The sequence below is a fragment of the Chryseobacterium sp. L12 genome (assembly GCF_056133985.1).
Genome location: NZ_JBVYOF010000019.1, coordinates 1 through 17,462 on the forward strand (window position 1 = coordinate 1; position 17,462 = coordinate 17,462).

General features: G+C 33.3%; 15 protein-coding genes and 1 pseudogene. 7 read left to right on the forward strand and 9 right to left on the reverse strand.

The window, feature by feature from the left end; genetic code table 11:
* Window positions 1–26: 26 nt before the first annotated feature.
* Window positions 27–125: pseudogene (locus tag AC0NBN_RS11760) on the reverse strand (IS1595 family transposase); the annotation flags it as partial.
* A gap of 75 nt (window positions 126–200) precedes the next feature.
* On the opposite strand from AC0NBN_RS11760, the gene AC0NBN_RS11765 reads away from it, so the two are divergent.
* The 7 genes from AC0NBN_RS11765 to AC0NBN_RS11795 all read left to right on the forward strand — a co-directional run bounded on the left by AC0NBN_RS11765 (window position 201) and on the right by AC0NBN_RS11795 (window position 8,030).
* The gene (locus AC0NBN_RS11765) at window positions 201–2,033 is read left to right on the forward strand and encodes a T6SS effector amidase Tae4 family protein (RefSeq protein WP_474468439.1); all 1,833 of its coding nucleotides are present in this window, start codon (window positions 201–203) and stop codon (window positions 2,031–2,033) included.
* 9 nt (window positions 2,034–2,042) lie between these two features.
* On the forward strand, window positions 2,043–2,531 hold the full coding sequence (locus tag AC0NBN_RS11770; RefSeq protein ID WP_160813773.1) for a hypothetical protein: 489 nt from the start codon (window positions 2,043–2,045) through the stop codon (window positions 2,529–2,531).
* Between the two features lie 662 nt (window positions 2,532–3,193).
* A complete protein-coding gene (locus AC0NBN_RS11775; RefSeq protein WP_160813772.1) occupies window positions 3,194–3,928 on the forward strand; it encodes a hypothetical protein in 735 nt (244 codons plus the stop codon).
* A gap of 196 nt (window positions 3,929–4,124) precedes the next feature.
* Window positions 4,125–4,610: a hypothetical protein gene (locus AC0NBN_RS11780; protein WP_160813771.1), complete on the forward strand. Its 486-nt coding sequence runs from the start codon at window positions 4,125–4,127 to the stop codon at window positions 4,608–4,610.
* A gap of 96 nt (window positions 4,611–4,706) precedes the next feature.
* Window positions 4,707–5,510 (forward strand): hypothetical protein, encoded by an 804-nt coding sequence (locus tag AC0NBN_RS11785; RefSeq protein WP_160813770.1) that lies wholly within the window; start codon window positions 4,707–4,709, stop codon window positions 5,508–5,510.
* Window positions 5,511–5,839: 329 nt separating this feature from the next.
* A complete protein-coding gene (locus AC0NBN_RS11790; protein ID WP_160813769.1) occupies window positions 5,840–7,306 on the forward strand; it encodes a DUF5687 family protein in 1,467 nt (488 codons plus the stop codon).
* A 4-nt stretch (window positions 7,307–7,310) separates the two neighbouring features.
* Window positions 7,311–8,030: an ABC transporter ATP-binding protein gene (locus AC0NBN_RS11795; protein ID WP_143882832.1), complete on the forward strand. Its 720-nt coding sequence runs from the start codon at window positions 7,311–7,313 to the stop codon at window positions 8,028–8,030.
* A gap of 68 nt (window positions 8,031–8,098) precedes the next feature.
* Here the strand turns inward: AC0NBN_RS11795 and AC0NBN_RS11800 are convergent, their stop codons facing one another.
* From AC0NBN_RS11800 to AC0NBN_RS11835, 8 genes are all read right to left on the reverse strand, one after another.
* On the reverse strand, window positions 8,099–10,144 hold the full coding sequence (locus AC0NBN_RS11800; protein WP_474468444.1) for a prolyl oligopeptidase family serine peptidase: 2,046 nt from the start codon (window positions 10,142–10,144) through the stop codon (window positions 8,099–8,101).
* Between the two features lie 167 nt (window positions 10,145–10,311).
* A complete protein-coding gene (locus tag AC0NBN_RS11805; protein ID WP_160813767.1) occupies window positions 10,312–10,911 on the reverse strand; it encodes a hypothetical protein in 600 nt (199 codons plus the stop codon).
* A gap of 157 nt (window positions 10,912–11,068) precedes the next feature.
* Window positions 11,069–12,718: a DNA repair protein RecN gene (locus AC0NBN_RS11810; RefSeq protein WP_143882829.1), complete on the reverse strand. Its 1,650-nt coding sequence runs from the start codon at window positions 12,716–12,718 to the stop codon at window positions 11,069–11,071.
* 72 nt (window positions 12,719–12,790) lie between these two features.
* Window positions 12,791–13,690: a type IX secretion system protein PorD gene (porD, locus tag AC0NBN_RS11815; RefSeq protein ID WP_143882828.1), complete on the reverse strand. Its 900-nt coding sequence runs from the start codon at window positions 13,688–13,690 to the stop codon at window positions 12,791–12,793.
* Between the two features lie 111 nt (window positions 13,691–13,801).
* On the reverse strand, window positions 13,802–15,004 hold the full coding sequence (gene coaBC / locus AC0NBN_RS11820) for a bifunctional phosphopantothenoylcysteine decarboxylase/phosphopantothenate--cysteine ligase CoaBC (protein ID WP_143882827.1): 1,203 nt from the start codon (window positions 15,002–15,004) through the stop codon (window positions 13,802–13,804).
* Window positions 15,005–15,117: 113 nt separating this feature from the next.
* The gene (locus tag AC0NBN_RS11825; protein ID WP_089743415.1) at window positions 15,118–15,444 is read right to left on the reverse strand and encodes a DNA-directed RNA polymerase subunit omega; all 327 of its coding nucleotides are present in this window, start codon (window positions 15,442–15,444) and stop codon (window positions 15,118–15,120) included.
* A gap of 42 nt (window positions 15,445–15,486) precedes the next feature.
* Complete coding sequence (locus tag AC0NBN_RS11830; RefSeq protein WP_143882826.1) at window positions 15,487–16,482, reverse strand: outer membrane protein assembly factor BamD; 996 nt, start codon at window positions 16,480–16,482, stop codon at window positions 15,487–15,489.
* A 169-nt stretch (window positions 16,483–16,651) separates the two neighbouring features.
* Window positions 16,652–17,281: a TetR family transcriptional regulator gene (locus tag AC0NBN_RS11835; RefSeq protein WP_160813766.1), complete on the reverse strand. Its 630-nt coding sequence runs from the start codon at window positions 17,279–17,281 to the stop codon at window positions 16,652–16,654.
* Window positions 17,282–17,462 lie beyond the last annotated feature (181 nt).

The window sequence follows — 17,462 nt, forward strand, 5'->3', positions numbered from 1 at the left end:
GGTATCCCAACATGTTATTGTCTCCTACATTCACAAACCAATCCCAGCTTGTCTCTTTCTGCTTTAAAGTAGCTTCTGCAATCTTCATCTGTGCCAACATGTGCCGTAAAACTAAATAAATTCATCTCAATAATCTGATTTTAAACAAATATACAGAGATTATTGCTAATTACGGATATTCAAAAACTAAATAAACTCAGATGAAAAAAATCAGTTTTCTGATGCTTTTTGCATTCTTATGTATCTTGTTGAACTGTAGAGAAGAAGAGATCTACATTCAGAAAAACGAATCTGTTTCTGGCTCTCAAACCACAGATGTTCATAAAAGATACAGAACCTCTTACGAAAGTGATAAAAGTGTACAAAAAAATCTAAAAAAAGTACACATCAGCTCTTCTTTGCAAAAAGTATCTTCCGTAGTACATCAGGATAAAAATTCAAAATCAAAATTTGCGGCATTGCAGGTGTATGAGAAAGTTGTAGATACTTATACCAACATTACTACCTATACTTTGCCCATCATCAACTATACTCAGGATCATCCTTATTTTCTGAAACATATCATTACTGAGAAAGACGGAGTAGAAAAGGCAGGATTTCTGAAAATCATTCCCGACAATTACACAGCGTCTTCTTCTTTGTCATGGAACAATTTCTCAGGAACTGTGCAGATGTATAGCCACAAAATGACGCTCGTAAGCCAAAGCAGATATGTAAATGGTGTTGTACAGGCTTCACAGCCTTCGGCAGGAGCTTCTGCAAGAACAAGCAGCCAATGCTGGAATCAGACAGATATTATCGTGCATACCTGCAGCAACGGAGGATATCATTTACCGGGTGAAGTGTGTGATGTAGGGACGAATGACGCATACTATGAGATAAGAACCACTGTGAAGTGCGGGGTTTTTGTAGAGCAGGAGAATGAATATCTTACCCCGGACACGGGAACTTTAACGGGTGGTGGTTTTGCAGGGACATCTATTGCTCATCAGCTTCTTACGCACAGCCAATTTCTGCATGCTGATTTTCTGATGCAGCCCAACAGATCAGATCTTTTTAATTTTGTGATGAAGTATTTGTTTGACAATGGCTATCCTAACGGCACCACATTAGACAACAGCATCGTCAACAGCCTCAATCAGCTACTGGATGTTTTTGTCAATAATCCTCAGCTTTTCCATGATTTTGATTTTCTGCAGGATCAGTGGAATGCTACTAATTATTATTTTCAAGGAACTCCCAATTATTACGATCAAAGAATTGTACATCTGATCAAGAATTTATTTGAAAACCCTACACAGCAAAATGCAAACTTTACTTCTTGGGCAGTACAGTTTTATTCGCAAAATCCTACTATTAGCTGGGCGGAGTTTGAAAATTGGTTTATAGGGAAATCTGAAGGACAGGACGGAGATTACATTGACAATTTAGATGATATTTTAAATACTTTACAGTATCAAGTAAAGCAAATGCCAAATTATTCTAATTTTGTCAATGCTTTCCCTAAACAGGATTATCCTGGATATCCTGGTTATTATAAGCAATTGCCTGCATCGCAAGTTTACCCATTAGTTGGAGGTATACTTGAAAATTTGTATAATACATCCGGTAAGGATGCCGGTCCATATAGAAATGCATGTACTGTGAGATTTTCTTTAGCAATGAATAGGTTAGGATTCTATATCCCAAATAATTCATTAAGTAGAAAGGGAGCAATTGTGAATGGAAATCAATGGTATTATTATTTACAGGCAAAAACAGCTGGAGATTTTATGCAGAAAACGTTTGGAAATCCAACTCATAAATTAGAAGGTGCAAACGCAAACGATCCAAATCAGGTAGCGAGCTTTCTAAAAGGTAAAACAGGAATATATGTTATTGTAAATAATAATCATAAACCGACAGATCAAGGTGGAGCTGGGTATACAGGTCATGTAGACTTAATACAGAATGGTCATATTCCAGGAGGAGCGAACGCATTTAATGTTCCAGGCGGAATTAAATCAATAAGAATTTGGGAATTTACACCTTAAAAAAACTTTATGAAATCAACATTTTCTATACTAATTATTTTTATATTTTCTACATTTTACTCTCAAGAATATCAATCTAATAAAGTTAAAATTGGAAAATATAACTACGAAATCTATTTAAAAGGATTTTATAATTACGAAATTGATGAATATGGAATTAATTATTATATCCGATTAAAAGGTAAAGAAAGTTTTATCGGCTCTTTTTTATCGTACAGAACCTTCTTGAAATCTCGAAATACTCCAATATTAGATGATAAATTACCAACCAATCCTCTTTTAAAGTTTAAAGACCGAGAGGTAACAGGTGAGGGTAAAATAGAAATCAAAAAAGATAAGAAGGAAATTATAAATACTTTTATAAAATATACCAAAGCAAACGATGAAGATTCAGATTCAACAAAATCAGTTTACAGGCAAGGAAAAAATGGTTATTTCAGACTTGTTTCTTTTACAGAATACAGAAAGGGTACAAAAAAAACAGTAATCGAAAAGTAAAGAATTTTCCTAATCTAGCTAACTATTTAATTGAAGAAGGAACGTTCGTTGGAGCTGACAACCTTTGGAAAGGAATGCAGGATAAATTGTCATATTATATAAATAGTAACGGAGGGAATGCAAATAAGCTACCGGAAAAAACTTACAGACCTAATTATGTTAAAGTTAGAAAGTATCTCAAGGGTCAGGCTCCTATTAGTTCTTTAGGCTGTAACTAAATTCTAATTTATGAAACTTTTCAAAGATGGTTTAAAACTTATAGTGATAATGTATATTTTCATATTATCTAAAATCCTTTTGCAATTAGTTTTTGGATATGTGTTTAGTATAGAGACAGACATTAAATTTTATAAAATATACAATATTCAAAAAAGCGTTTATACAATAAATTATGTACTTCTTTTAGCCATCTTATATGAATGTATAATTTTTGTAATAGCCTATTTTTTATTTTTTTTTATTCTTTATTTCATTGTTGTAAATTATGGGAATAAATTATGGTTACACTCAATATATTTTAGTAGTATTTATGTCATTATAATATTTGCCATCAACAACAGAATGGATGATTTTAATATTTTTTATTTGTCAATGATGTTCATATTAGGAGTATTAAATTGGTACCTATTCAAAAAATGGATAATTCTTTAAAACACAACATTATGAGAAAAATTTTCGTATTGCTAATAATAAGCTTATCAACCTTTTTACACTCACAGGTCTTTAAAGAATCATATTATTATGTTGGTTCAGATGAAATGCATATATACAAGCAAAGCAACGATACACTGTATAAATCTAACACCTTTTCTTTACAGCCGGTAAACATCAAAAAATACAATGCACATTATAAGATATGGGATATAATAGAAAAACCCCAAAACTTAATCGCCGTTAAACTGGAAAGTCTGGACAGTATTCCGTTAACCACAGATCCTTATCCTGAAGATCGTTTTAAATTGCTTCTTTACAAAAAGATTAGTGAGAAAGAACTTTTGCTGATCAGAGATATTAATCACTTGAAGCAAGAGGAGATGACAACATATAATATTGATACGATTCAGACACAAAACAGCTATGGAATGACTTTGTTTAGCCTTTCATACCTGAAACAATTATCTACACTAAAAAAAGTAAAGAGTAAAAAAGATGCAAATGCAATAAACAATAAACTTAATAATTCTAAATATACAAGATTTGCGGAAAGTTATGTAAAATTCAATAGTTTATCTGACGCTTCTATTTTATCGGCATCATTAATTAATACAGCTTGTATAAATCTTGGATATAGTCCTATTGGTGCAAGTTTCTCAATCAACATACTCAACACTGATAGGAGGCAGGAAGAAAAGGAAAAAATTATTGATGAACTTTATAAGATGATTTATGATAAATAGCTATAATAAAAAAATCATACTAACTTTTTTATTCCTTATAGGATTGGGCATACACGCTCAATCCTATAAACCTATTAAACCTGCAAAAGGTGAAATAGTGTTTAGAGAGATTTCCAACATGAATATATGCCACAAAAGAAAATAATATGAAATATAGAGAAGGAGACTATTTGCGATACATTAAAATAAAAAATTGATGTTATTTGTAGCTATTTTTATAATCATTCTATTATTGCTTACAGGCATCTTTTTCATATTCCTTTTGGTTATTTCCATTCGTGGTTTTATGAAAGGTGATAAAAGTGTTGGTTATTTTTTTCTAATTGTCTTTCTGGTCTTTACATTGTTGCTTGGGTACTTTTTAGTAACGCAAAAAGAAAATAAACAAATCCTTACACATCATGAAGCAAAAGAAATACTAAAAAGGGAAAAGATTATTTTGAAAGATAGTATTTCTATTCTAAACTATAAATACGAAAATGATCTGTATTTCTATCGACTTCAATTTGATGTCAAGATATCAAACAATGATTATCAATTCTACTCAAATAAAGGACTTAAAGATCATATCATACAAGATTATACAAAAGAAGAAATTCAAATACATGACACTATCAAAATACATATCACAAATGATAAAATTTTGCATTTTTATAAGTGTCACTTTGATACAAATAATTAAAACAATTTTAATAGTTTCTGAGTTTTAGCCAAGCCATTTATCTTTAAATGAGTGGCTTCATAGCGAAAGAGAAAAATCTACGGAAAAATATAAAGAATGAGAAATCTAATAATTATAACATTTATATTAATTTCTTGTATTGCTTGTAAACCAATTATTGTAAAAGAACATTTAATGGATGATTTACCAGAATCGTTTGCAGGTAAATTAAAAAAAATTGAAGCTGAGAGAAATCTTTTCATTACAAATTCTACTTCGGAAAATACAACAATAGAATATTACAAAAATAGACCTATAAAAGGAATCATTATTTACCCAACTAATAAAAGTGAAATCGAGTTTATATATGGAAAACAGTCTAAAATTATGATTGATAAATCTGGTCAATCAGGAGAAATATTAAACAAATTTAATTTTTTATATGATAAATTTGGGAATGAAATTTATTTTGATCATTATTGTGAAGGTAAATTAGTTAGCTCTGTTACATTTGAAAATGATTCAAAAGGAAATCATATTAAAGAAGTATATCGACATTTTAATAGTAAAACAGAAGTTTCAAGTTTTGAAAGTGAATATAATTACAAACTAAAATATTTTATAACGAAAAAAGTTAATGGTAATAAGCCTTATTATTTTAAAAAATATTTTAATAAAAAAGGATTAATTATTAAAGATGGTGTTGTTGACGAGAATGGTGTTTTTATTAATGATTATAGCATTTATAATTATGATAAAAAAGGAAATATTTTAAGTGTGAATAGAAGAGGAAATAATGGTAGAATATTTGATAAAAACTACAAATATCTGTTTGACAAAAAAGGAAACATCATTGAGAGAGAAATATATCTGAATAATAAACTTATAGATAAACTGAAAATAAAGATTACATATAAGTAAATAAACCATAGTAATTAAATGCATACGGAAGTATTTATCTAGATTATACATGTGATAAGAAATTATAAATATCCACAATTTTTTCTAAATATTTTTTCATCTAAACCATTCTCCAAAATCCTCTAAAGGATTTTACCAAAAGCTCCCAGCGATTTTCCAAAATCCACGAGAGCTTTTCAAAAAAGCAGGCGTGCATTTTTAAAAAGCACGCCTGCTTTTAATTTTTGCTTATAGAGCTTTTTTAAATTATAAAAAGTAAGATTAGATTGCAGTAAAATTTCTGTAACAATAAAACCATTATCTTTACTAATGTTTAAAAGAAATCTACCATGTTTTTAAAATTTCTGAGATTAGAGATCAAAAGTTTTTTCCGGGGAACTTCATTAGGAATCAATCTGGCGATGAAGATTTTTCGCTTTTTGGGAATTCTGTCTTTCATTTTGTATTTCATTGGAGGAGCGTTTTTAGCGTTTTTTTACGTGGAAAAGGAGTTGGAGCAGGATCCTTTGAAAGTTGTTTCAAAATATCTGATTTTGGTTTGGGTAGCAGATCTCGTGTTTAAATACATGATGCAGCAAATTTCCGCACAGAATATCAAACCATTTCTTACTTTAAATATTCCGAAAAGAACATTGGTCAACTATACCTTGATTAAAACCTTTCTCTCGCCCTTCAGCTGGATGAATTCGTGGTTCTTCATCACGTTTTCTATTATTCTGCTGTATAACGGTTACAGTATTTCGGGAGTTTTGTGCTGGTTGGTCGGGATTTCGTCTCTGCTTTATCTGAACAACTTTCTCAATATATTTTTTAATGATAAAGAAAATGTTGCTATTGGAGTAGGAGTGGTTATTGCTGCTTTTGCTTTGCTGGAATATTATCAGATTGTTCCGGTACTCAATTATTCAGAAACATTATTTTACAGTCTGTATGAAAGCCCGTATTTTGCTCTGATTCCGGTTGGGCTTTTTATTGTGCTTTGGCAGTTGTGCTACCGTTATATCTTCAAAGAATTTTATCTTGATAAAGGTCTTGAGGTAAAACAGGAGGTAGGAAAAACGGAAAATATTGCTTTTTTAAATAAATATGGCTCTCTGGGTACATTCATCAACAATGATATCAAAATGCTCAGAAGGAACAAAGTAACCAAAGGGGTACTTCTTGGAAGTCTGATGTTTACTTTCTACGGTTTGTTGATGTTTACCTCACCTGTTTATAAAACGCCATATATGATGATGTTTATGGGATTATTCGTAACCGGAGGATTCCAGTTTCTATTCGGTCAGCGCGTTCCTGCATTCGACAGTTCTTATTATCCGCTCATGATGACGCTCAATGTACCTTATAAAGAGTATCTTAAGGCGAAATGGTGGCTGATGATTATTGTGACTTCTTTTTCTATGATTCTGGCTCTTTTTTATGCTTTGATAAGCTGGGAAATTTACATAACATTTTTTGCAGCAGGTCTGTATAATATAGGGGTGAACTCCCAGTTTACGCTTTGGTCCGGAGCATACAACAAAATGCAGGTTGACCTCAATTCTAAAGAAAAAAGAATGGGACAGAAGAATAGTTTTAACCTTAAAGCATTGTTGCTGTTAATTCCTAAATTAATTTTACCAATGGTGGTTTTTGGGATCATGAAATACTTTTCCGGAATGACTGCGGCAGTCATTAGTATTGCTGTTTTAGGATTAATTGGGTTCTTTTTAAGGGAAAAAATATTTGATATTATCGTGAAACACTATAAGAGAGAAAAATACACCACAATACAAGCATTCAAAAACAAAGATTAATACAATGATTACGATACAAAATTTATCTAAAACATACGGAAAGGCAACCGTTCTGAATATTGAAAACCTGGAAATTCCCAACGGAGAAACTTTTGGTCTTGTAGGAAACAACGGAGCCGGGAAAACAACACTTTTCAGCTTAATGCTTGATCTGATTCAGCCAAGTACCGGGTTTGTAAGTATTGACGGAATTAAAGTAAATGAATCTGAAGCCTGGAAATCCAAAGTTTCTGCATTTGTAGACGACAGTTTTTTGATTGGATATTTAACACCTGAAGAATATTTTTATTTTATCGGAGAACTGAGAGGTCAGAATAAAGCTACTGTGGATGAATTTCTCAAGCAGTTTCATGATCTTTTCAGCGGTGAAATTTTAAATTCGGGAAAATATGTAAGAGACTTATCGAAAGGTAATCAAAAGAAAGTTGGGATTGTAGGTGCGATCATCGGAAATCCTGAAATTATTATTCTTGATGAGCCATTTGCCAATCTTGACCCCTCTACCCAGATCAAGCTTAAAAATCTGATCAAAGTTTTATCCAGACAAAGCGGAGTTACTTTTCTGATTTCCAGTCACGATCTTTCTCATACCACTGAAGTATGTAACAGAATTGTTGTGGTTAACAAAGGAGTTATGGTAAAAGATATCCAAACCAATCCTGAAACTTTAAAAGATCTTGAGCAGTATTTTGCAGATCAGGTCAATATGATCAGCGAAATCTAACTAATTATTATTGATAAAAAAGGCTGTTCTCATGGAAAACAGCCTTTTTTTTATTGTTGATGAAATAATTATTTGTTAAGCTTTTTAATTCCCATTTCATACAAAGCAAAAGAAATTAAATCTGCATTTTCGCTGATTACCTGATCGGTTGCTCTTCCTGCACCATGTCCTGCATTTTTTTCAATTCTCATCAAAACAGGGTTGCTGCATCCTTGCTTTTCCTGCAATTCTGCTCCGAATTTGAAAGAATGTGCCGGAACCACCCTGTCATCATGATCGCTGGTTATAATCATGGTAGAAGGATAGCAGGTTCCTGCTTTTACATTATGTACAGGCGAATAAGATTTCAGATATTCAAACATTTCTTTGTTATCTTCCGCAGTTCCGTAATCATAAGACCAGCCTGCTCCTGCGGTAAACTTATTGTATCTCAGCATATCCAGAACACCCACTCCCGGAAAAGCAACTTTGGCTAAATCTGGTCGCATTGTCATTGTTGCTCCTACGAGAAGTCCGCCATTTGATCTTCCGGAGATTGCCATATACTCTTTTGAAGTGTAACCTTTCTGCTGCAAATATTCTCCTGCTGCAATAAAATCTTCAAAAACATTTTTCTTCTGCATTTTAGTTCCTGCATCATGCCATTTTTTACCGTATTCACCTCCGCCGCGAATATTAGGAACGGCATAAATTCCTCCGTTTTCCATCCATACTGCATTCACTACAGAGAAAGAAGGCTGTAAACTGACATTAAAGCCTCCGTATGAATATAGAATTGTCGGATTTTTTCCGTTCAGCTTGGTTCCTTTTTTATAATTAATCATCATCGGAATTTTAGTTCCGTCTTTAGAGGTATAAAACACCTGTTCAGAAACATAGTCTTCAGGATTAAACTTTACTTTCGGTTTCTGATAAACTTCTGATTTACCTGTATCTGCATTGAATTTATAGGTCGTTCCGGGAGTGATGTAGTTGCTGAAAGAATAGTAAAGTTCTTTTTCCTCTTTTTTACCACCAAAACCGCCGACATTTCCTTTTCCGGGAAGTGTAATTTCTCTGATGAGTTTTCCGTTTTTGTCATATTGTTTTACCTGATCAATGGCATCAATCATATAAGTAGCAAAAAAATAATCGCCGCCGCCGGAAATCCCAAGTACATTTTCCGTTTCAGGAATCACGTCTTTCCATGTTTCGGGAGAAGGATTCTGAATGGTAGTTTTTACCAGGCGCATATTTGGCGTATCTTTGTCTGTGAAAATATAAAGGTTGTCACCGTCCGTATCAACAATATTGGCATTGATATCAAAACCTTTATTGATCTGGATAAATTCTCCGCCTTTTTTTAAATCTTTAATATACAGTTCGTTTCCGTTGGTAGCGTTAGCGGCAGAAACAATCAGATATCTCTGATCTTCAGAAACTCCGGCTCCGATATATCTTCTCGGTGTTTTTTCTCCTCCGAAAATCAGCTGATCTGCAGATTGTTTGGTTCCGAGTTTGTGGAAATACACTTTATGTTTATCGGTCATTCCAGAAAGTACAGTTCCTTCTTTCGGCTTATCATAGCTGGAGTAATAGAATCCTTCATCTCCTAACCACGAGATTCCGCTGAATTTTACATCAACAATGGTTTCATCGATCTGTTTTTTGGTAACCGCATCCATGATGATAATTTTGTTCCAGTCGCTTCCTCCTTCTGAAATGGAGTAGGCTGCAAGATTGCCTTTTTTGTTGAATGATAGTCCGGAAAGAGAAGTGGTGCCTTTTTCTGAAAATTTATTGGGATCTAAAAAGACTTCGGTTGTTTTTGTTTTGTTATGAGTTCTGTACAGTACAGATTGTGCCTGCAGACCGTTGTTTTTATAATAGTATGTATAATCACCTTCTTTGAAAGGGGCTCCTATCTTTTCGTAGTTCCAGGTATCTGTTAATTGTTTTACGATTTCCTGTCTGTAAGGAATTTGCGATAAATATCTTTCGCTGAAAGTAACTTCCTGATCTACCCATTTTTTAGTAGCATCAGAATCATTTTCTAAATTTCTGTAAGGATCGGCAACAGAATTTCCGAAATATATATCGGTTTGATTTCCTTTGATAGCTTTAGGGTACTGCATTTTTTGAGCTGAAAATTGGGCCGAAAATAATACTCCAGCCGTTAATAAGATTGGTTTATAATTCATCTTAAAAGGATTTTATCAAAAATAAGGAAAGTTGAGTGAATAAAAAAGCTTCTGCCAATGAAGCTTTTTACATATTGAAAAAACATTAAATTGAAAGTTTACTAGCTCTTTGATTTCTTTGGTTTATAATTATTAACCCACCTACTATATAGTCTATGAAATTTGTTACTATTGCTTAAATTCTTGATTCCGTCGGAAAAAAACATTATAATTTTTTCTTTTTCTGAAGAAGTTTTAGCTAGGCAATCCTGATTATTTTCATTGAAAACAAGAACACTTGCATAGATTTCGTCCTGGTTTTCTTCACCATTTGCATACACAGAATACAATTTATCTTCATCTTTGAATAGTTTTATTTTTTCCCAAACAAGTATTGGATGAGAATCATCAATATTTGGTCTGATTTCTTTAGTCCATTTTCCAAAATTCTCATACATCATCTTTTTTGTATAAAAGCAAGAATAAACTGCATCAAATTTCAATTCGTTTAATTCTTTGGTGCTTCTATCCTTAAGTAGTATCTTTTTTGTCAAGATAGTGTATTTTCCGAAACCTTTTTTGTAAATAAATGGAGTATTTGGATTAAGAGTTCTTTGAGGATGGCCAACCGTCTTATTTTTTGTTGTGTCACCATTACTTTGAGCAAAGGAGTGTAATGAAAAATTAAACATTAATAAAATGCAGATAAATTTCCAATTCATATTATTGTATTTTACTGATAAATATAAGAAAATGCTTTAAAATAGCGTGTATTAAGTAAAGATTTAGTATCAATTACTCATCAGCTTCAACACATCAAATTTGCAGGAGTAAACATTCTGCTATCCGAAAACTCAATTTTTTAAAAATAGATTCTAATCATCCAATCAGTTCTCTTGCCTGCGTCAGAGCCGCTTCGGTAATTTTACTTCCGGAAAGAAGCTGTGCAATTTCGTTCAGCTTTTCTTCATCGTTCAACGGAATGATGGTAGACTGCGTTTTTCCTGCAACATCCTGCTTTACGACTTTGTAATTATTATTGCCTTTGGCGGCAACCTGTGCTAGGTGAGAAATGACAATCAATTGCATATCTTCAGACATTTCACGCATCAGATTTCCAATTTCTTCGGCAACTTTTCCGGAAACTCCGGTATCAATTTCATCTAAAATAAGCGTAGGAAGCTCATCACTTTCGGCAATAATTTTTTTAACAGCCAACATAACACGGGATCTCTCACCTCCTGAAATAGCTGTCTGAATCGGCTTCAAAGGAAAACCGGAATTTGCCTGAAACAACAGTTGGATATTTTCTTTTCCAAATTGATTAAAGTCTTGCGAGTCTGTAAGCTCAATATCAACTTTAGCTTTTTCCAGACCTAGTTTTTTAAGAAGATCTTCTGCTTTTTTGACGAAAACAGGAATGCTTTTTTTTCTGTTTCTGGAAAGTTTTTGGGCTAAATTCTCCATTGATTTTTCTTTTCGGAAAATATCTTCCTGCGTTTCCCGTATCTGAATTTCTATTTCTGCCGTTCCTCTCTGTTCGCCTGAAAGCTGATCCCGAATTTCAATTAAGCTCTTTACGTCAGAAACATTGTGTTTTAGAAATAAAGTGTTGATTTTATTATTCAGATCTAAAAGTTGGGCTAAATTTTCGGGATTGATTTCTACTTTTTCTGCCTCATCTTCCAGTTCAGAAATAATATCTTTTACTTCCACAAAAGAAGTTTCCAGTCTTTCATTAAGCTCTGTAAAGGTATTGGAAACATCTGCAATTTTAGAGAGTTTAGACCTTGCTTCGTTGAAAAATGTCAAAATTCCCATTTCTTCCTGATGAAATCTTGATAAAATCTGAGCAAGATTTTCCGAGATCATTCCTGCATTTTCCTGTACCGAAAGCTGGTTTTGAAGATCTTCAAAATTAATATCATCTAATTTAAGATCTTCGAGCTCATTCAGCAGAAACAGTTTGTAATCACTTTCTTTTGTGTTTTCAGAAAGCTGTATTTGTAGTTTTTTAAGCTGGGTTTTCAGGCTTTGGAATTCCAGGAAATCCTGCTGATAATTTTCTATTAAAGTCTTGTTTTCAGAAAGTCCGTCAATAATTTTGAACTGATATTCTGCCGTAAAAAGATTTGAGGTCTCGAACTGAGAATGAATATCAATCAGCTGTGAAGAAAGCTCTTTCAGAACATCAAGAGTAACCGGAACATCGTTGATAAAAGCTCTGGATTTTCCGGAAGGCAGAATTTCTCTTCTTATAATCGTGTGATGTTCATAATCAAGATCATTTTCGATGAAGAATTTCTTAAACTGATTGTTGAGGTTAAATTCCGTCTCAACAATGCTTTTCTCGTCGGTTTTTGAAATAGATTTACTGTCTGCTCTTTCTCCTAAGATCAATCGGAGTGCACCCAGAATAATAGATTTTCCAGCTCCTGTTTCACCGGTAATTACCTGTAAACCATTTTTTAAGGAAACATCAAGTGCATCAATCAGAGCAAAGTTTTTAATGTAAATTCTCGAAAGCATAAATCAGGAGCAGATTTCATTTTATACTGCAAAGATAAAATTTGGAATTCAGAATTTGGGAATTAAACTTTTTTATTTCCATTTATTCCATCGTGATTCTGTATTCTTGGGTGAAAAGACAATCATCTGCTGTTTCAGATTATTGATGTTGACAGAGCCGTTATTTCCGGAATTGAAAATATTGAAAATTTCGTCAGCTTTGGTATCCATAAATAAGTTGAAAAAATAATTCTGCTGAAAAGTATTTTCGTAAGTTTTCAACTGCATAATAGCATCGGCTATAATTTTTTTAGACTGCGTCTGATCCTGATTGTATAATCCGTCTAATCCGGCTCTGTGATAAGTATAAATCGTAGAGCGCAGCTGATTCATGTTCGGATTCAGGATTTCTCCTATTAAAATGGATCGGCTTCTTGGTTCGTTGATTTGATTCCAGCCATCGTAGCCTCTGTTTTGCGAGTTTTGGGCAATCTGCTGTGCTTTTGAAAACCACTGGCTTCCTCCCATTGATTGGAAACTGTCTGCATCATAGCCTAAAATAAGATAGACATAAAAACTGATAACGTCAATCAGGTTTCTGCCGGAGAATTGTCTTTCATTAAAGATTAAATTTTCGTTTTCAGCATATTCAAAGGCAAATCGTGTATCCTGGAGATTCAGTAAAGGAGATTCATAAGAACTGTTGAAAACCGGACGAACTGCCTGTACAACAATGGTTCCTTTGAACCGGTTTCCGTCTCTTTCGCTGAGAACAATGGCAAAATTTGATTTTATTTTCTCAAAATTCTGAAGTTTCTTGCCTGTCCAGCTTGTATTATTGATAAAATCCCGCAAACTTTTTTCTAAAGCTTTATAAGCCTGAGTATTACTTCCTCCAAGAAGCTGGGAATTTACCTGAACAGTAGCAAGAATTTCCTGCGAAAAGCTGAAATTAAACAGAATCAGGAAAAAAAGTATGATTATTTTTTTCATAAAGAGATTTCATTGTTTTGAAGCCATGCTGTTGCATTATAATCCTTATGCATCAACAGATATGGCAGTCTTATTTTTATATTAAATATTCAAAACGGAAATTTATAAAATTTATTTTAAAATCTGAGTTTCAATACAATCTAGGATGTCTATTGCTACATTTTCTTTAGATTTTAATCCAAATTCAAGTTTTTCTGTTCTGGTAAAAATTTTTATTTTGTTGGTGTCATTTTTAAAGCCGGCGCCTTCGTCTCTAAGAGAATTAAGAACGATTAAATCTAAATTTTTCTTTTTGAGTTTAGCTTTTGCATTTTCCTCTTCATTGTTGGTTTCCAAAGCGAATCCTACTAAAATCTGACGGGTTTTCTGCTCGCCCATTGCTTTAAGGATATCCGGATTTTTAACTAACTCTATTGTGAGTATATCATCATTTTTTTTAATTTTTTCTGCGGCAACTACTTTTGGAGCATAATCAGCAACCGCAGCACTTGCAATGGCAATGTCGGATGTTTCGTAGAATTCAAAAACCTTTTCGTACATTTCATTCGCTGAGGTAATTCTATGTATATCAATGTTTTCATTGATGGTTTTTAGAGAAGAAGGCCCCGAAATAAGAATCACTTTTGCGCCTCTTTTTGCTGCTTCTTCAGCTAAAGAATATCCCATTTTTCCTGATGAATGATTCCCGATAAACCTTACAGGATCAATCGCTTCGTAAGTAGGTCCTGCGGTTATCAGTACTGTTTTTCCGGCTAAACTTTTTTTGTAATTCAAATCGAAAAAACTTTCTATAGTTTTTATAATTGTTTCTGGTTCTGCCATTCTTCCCTGTCCGAAAAGACCGCTTGCCAATTCTCCGCTTTCAGCAGGAATAACAATGTGTCCGAAATCTTCTGCCATTTCCAGATTATTTTTGGTGGAAGGATGCTGATACATATCCAGATCCATTGCCGGAGCAATAAAAACTGGACATTTTGCAGACATATATGTAGCAATCAAAAGATTGTCGCACATTCCGTGGATCATTTTTGCCAACGTATTTGCCGTACACGGTGCAACCAAAATAATATCTGCCCAAAGTGCCATTTCCACATGGCTGTTCCACGTTCCGTTTTCACTATAAAACTCAGAATAAACAGGTTTTTTTGAAAGGGTTGAGAGGCTCAGCTTTGTAACGAAATGTTCTGTTTCCGGAGACATGATTACCTGTACTTCCGCTTCTTTTTTAATAAGCTCTCTGATCAGAAAATGAATTTTATAAGCTGCAATTCCGCCGGAAACTGCGATGAGAATTTTTTTTCCGGAAATACTCATGAAATATTTTTTAAACGTCTAAATTACTTATTTTTTTTCACAAACATTCATATAAACAGCAAAGGTCATAAAAGTATTCTTCTATGACCTTTGCCTATAATATAAAAATTTGATTATTTCTGTCTGTCTTCAGTTTTTCTGAAGTATACATCGTCATCAAGCCATTCCTGAATTGCGATAGATGTAGGTTTAGGAAGTTTTTCGTAATGTTTTGAGATTTCAATCTGCTCTCTGTTTTCAAAAACTTCTTCCAAAGTAGAGTTGTGTACTGCAAATTCGTCTAACTTGTTGTGCAATTCAGTACGGATCTCTGCATTGATCTGCTCTGCTCTTTTTCCCATGATGACAATAGCTTCGTAGATTGAGCCTACTTTGTCTTCAATCTTATCCTTATCGTAAGTAATGGTGTTTACTTCTGCTTTTGTATCTTTTACGCTCATTTTGAGAAAATTAATTTAATTATAAGTTGGCAAATCTACGAATTATCTTTGAATTCTGAAAGTTGCTGCGGGTGGAGGTGTATTTATTACTGCGCTGTCTCTCTGAATCTGCTTTGCCTGCTTTTCGTTGGAGATCTGGTCTTTAATCTGCTGTTCTGTTTTTGAGTCTGCAGCCAGTTTATCTGCCATTTTTTTCTGTTTTGCTGTAAGAACGGCAATTCTTTCTTCAGTTTGTTTTTTTACGACAGCAAAGTCTTTCTTTTCTTTTTCAAGTTTTTCCCTCAAATCTGCAGCTGTCTTGGAGTATTCTGTACCCGGAAGATCCTTTTCTACCTGTCTGGTGAATGCCAAAGCACTTTCAATACGTTCTTCTTTAAGGTCATAAACAGAGTTTTGAGCTAAAAGATAACGCGCCCTCATCATGTAGTCATAGATTTTCGGACGCAGTTTCGTACTTGGAAAGTCTTCCAGAACATTTTCAAAAGCAACGGACGTAGATTTGTAATCACCCATTTTGAAATATTGTCTGGCGTTTTCATAAGCTTTAAATTCCAGTTTATAAGACAATTCATCAATCATCGTATTGATGTTTTTTGATCTTTCAGAAGAAGGATAGTTGTTAATAAAATCCTGCAGCTCATTGATTGCCAATTCTGTGCTTGACTGATCTAGGTTATAATCCATAGAACCGTTGTAGTAGCATAAAGCCGACATATAGGCAGCTTCTTCTTTTCTGTTGTCCTGAGGAAAACTCACTGCGAAATTTTTAAACTGATTTCCTGCAAGTCTGTAGTTTTTATCATAATAATTGGCATAAGCAGAGTTGAATACTACATTCGGAGCATCGTCTGTTCCTGCAACAAGATTAGGAAGTCTGTCATATAATGCCAAAGCATTTTTCCATTTCTTTTTGGCGAAATTTTCGTTAGCGGTTTTCAGAATGAAGTTTTTGTCTGCACTTCTCAATGCTTTTTCCTGCTGACTTTTACATGCTGCCAAAACAGCTACGGCGAAAATACCTAAAAAATATTTTTTCATATACAATGTAACAGTTCACGGGTTTACCGTACTATCAATTTGCAAAAATATAACTTTTTTGCTAAAAGATTTTTTTTTATGATTATTTAACGTAAAAACAGAAGGTAAAGTATTTTCAAAAAGTCGAATTAATAAATTTCAACCATTTTTGATCAAAACTTCTTTAAATTTATTCTGATGCATATCCCAAAAGTGCAAAAACGCTCATCAGCAGATTCATTTTTACCTTTTTCTCTGCTTCTTTCTGATAGGATTCTGCATCTTTATGAGGAATATACAATTCGTAAAAATTTTTATTGCGGATCACAAACAGGGTAGAGCCAATCACCGTAGTAAGCAAATCTTCTGCTTTTGGAGTAAAAGTGAAAACGCCTGTTGTAACTCCTTTTTTGATTACCTCATCCAGTTTTCTTACAAAAAGCTGGTAAAATTCCATCAGTTCATCTTTAAGACTTTCGGTATGGCGAAGTTCCTGGGTGACAAAACCGTGGAAATAATTGTATTTAAAAAGTTGATTGACAATGTATTTGATCATTTCTTTCATTTGCATTTCAGGTTTGCCGTTTTTAATGGTATCGGCAAATTCAGAAAAATTTTCCCTTGTCTTAAGAACTCTGTATTGATATAATGATGCCATCATCTTCTCTTTCGAACCAAAATAATAGGAAATCATCGCTACGTTGATATTGGCTTTTGTCGAAATGTCTCTCACGGAAGTACCTTCAAATCCTTTTTGGGCAATCAGTTCTTCTGCAACATCCAAAATGTGCATTTGTTTTTCCGAAAATTTTTTTGCCATATATTCAGTTTTAGTAAAAATAGTCATTTTTTCTTCTCTTATAAACATTTGTTTAATTATTTTATGATTGTCTGTAACTTGACATAATTGAAAAACCTTTGAGTTCTTTGCTGAGTGAAACGCCTTTGCGAACTTAAAAACAGTTAGTATATAAAGGAATCTTAGCGATCCTTTGCGTTAA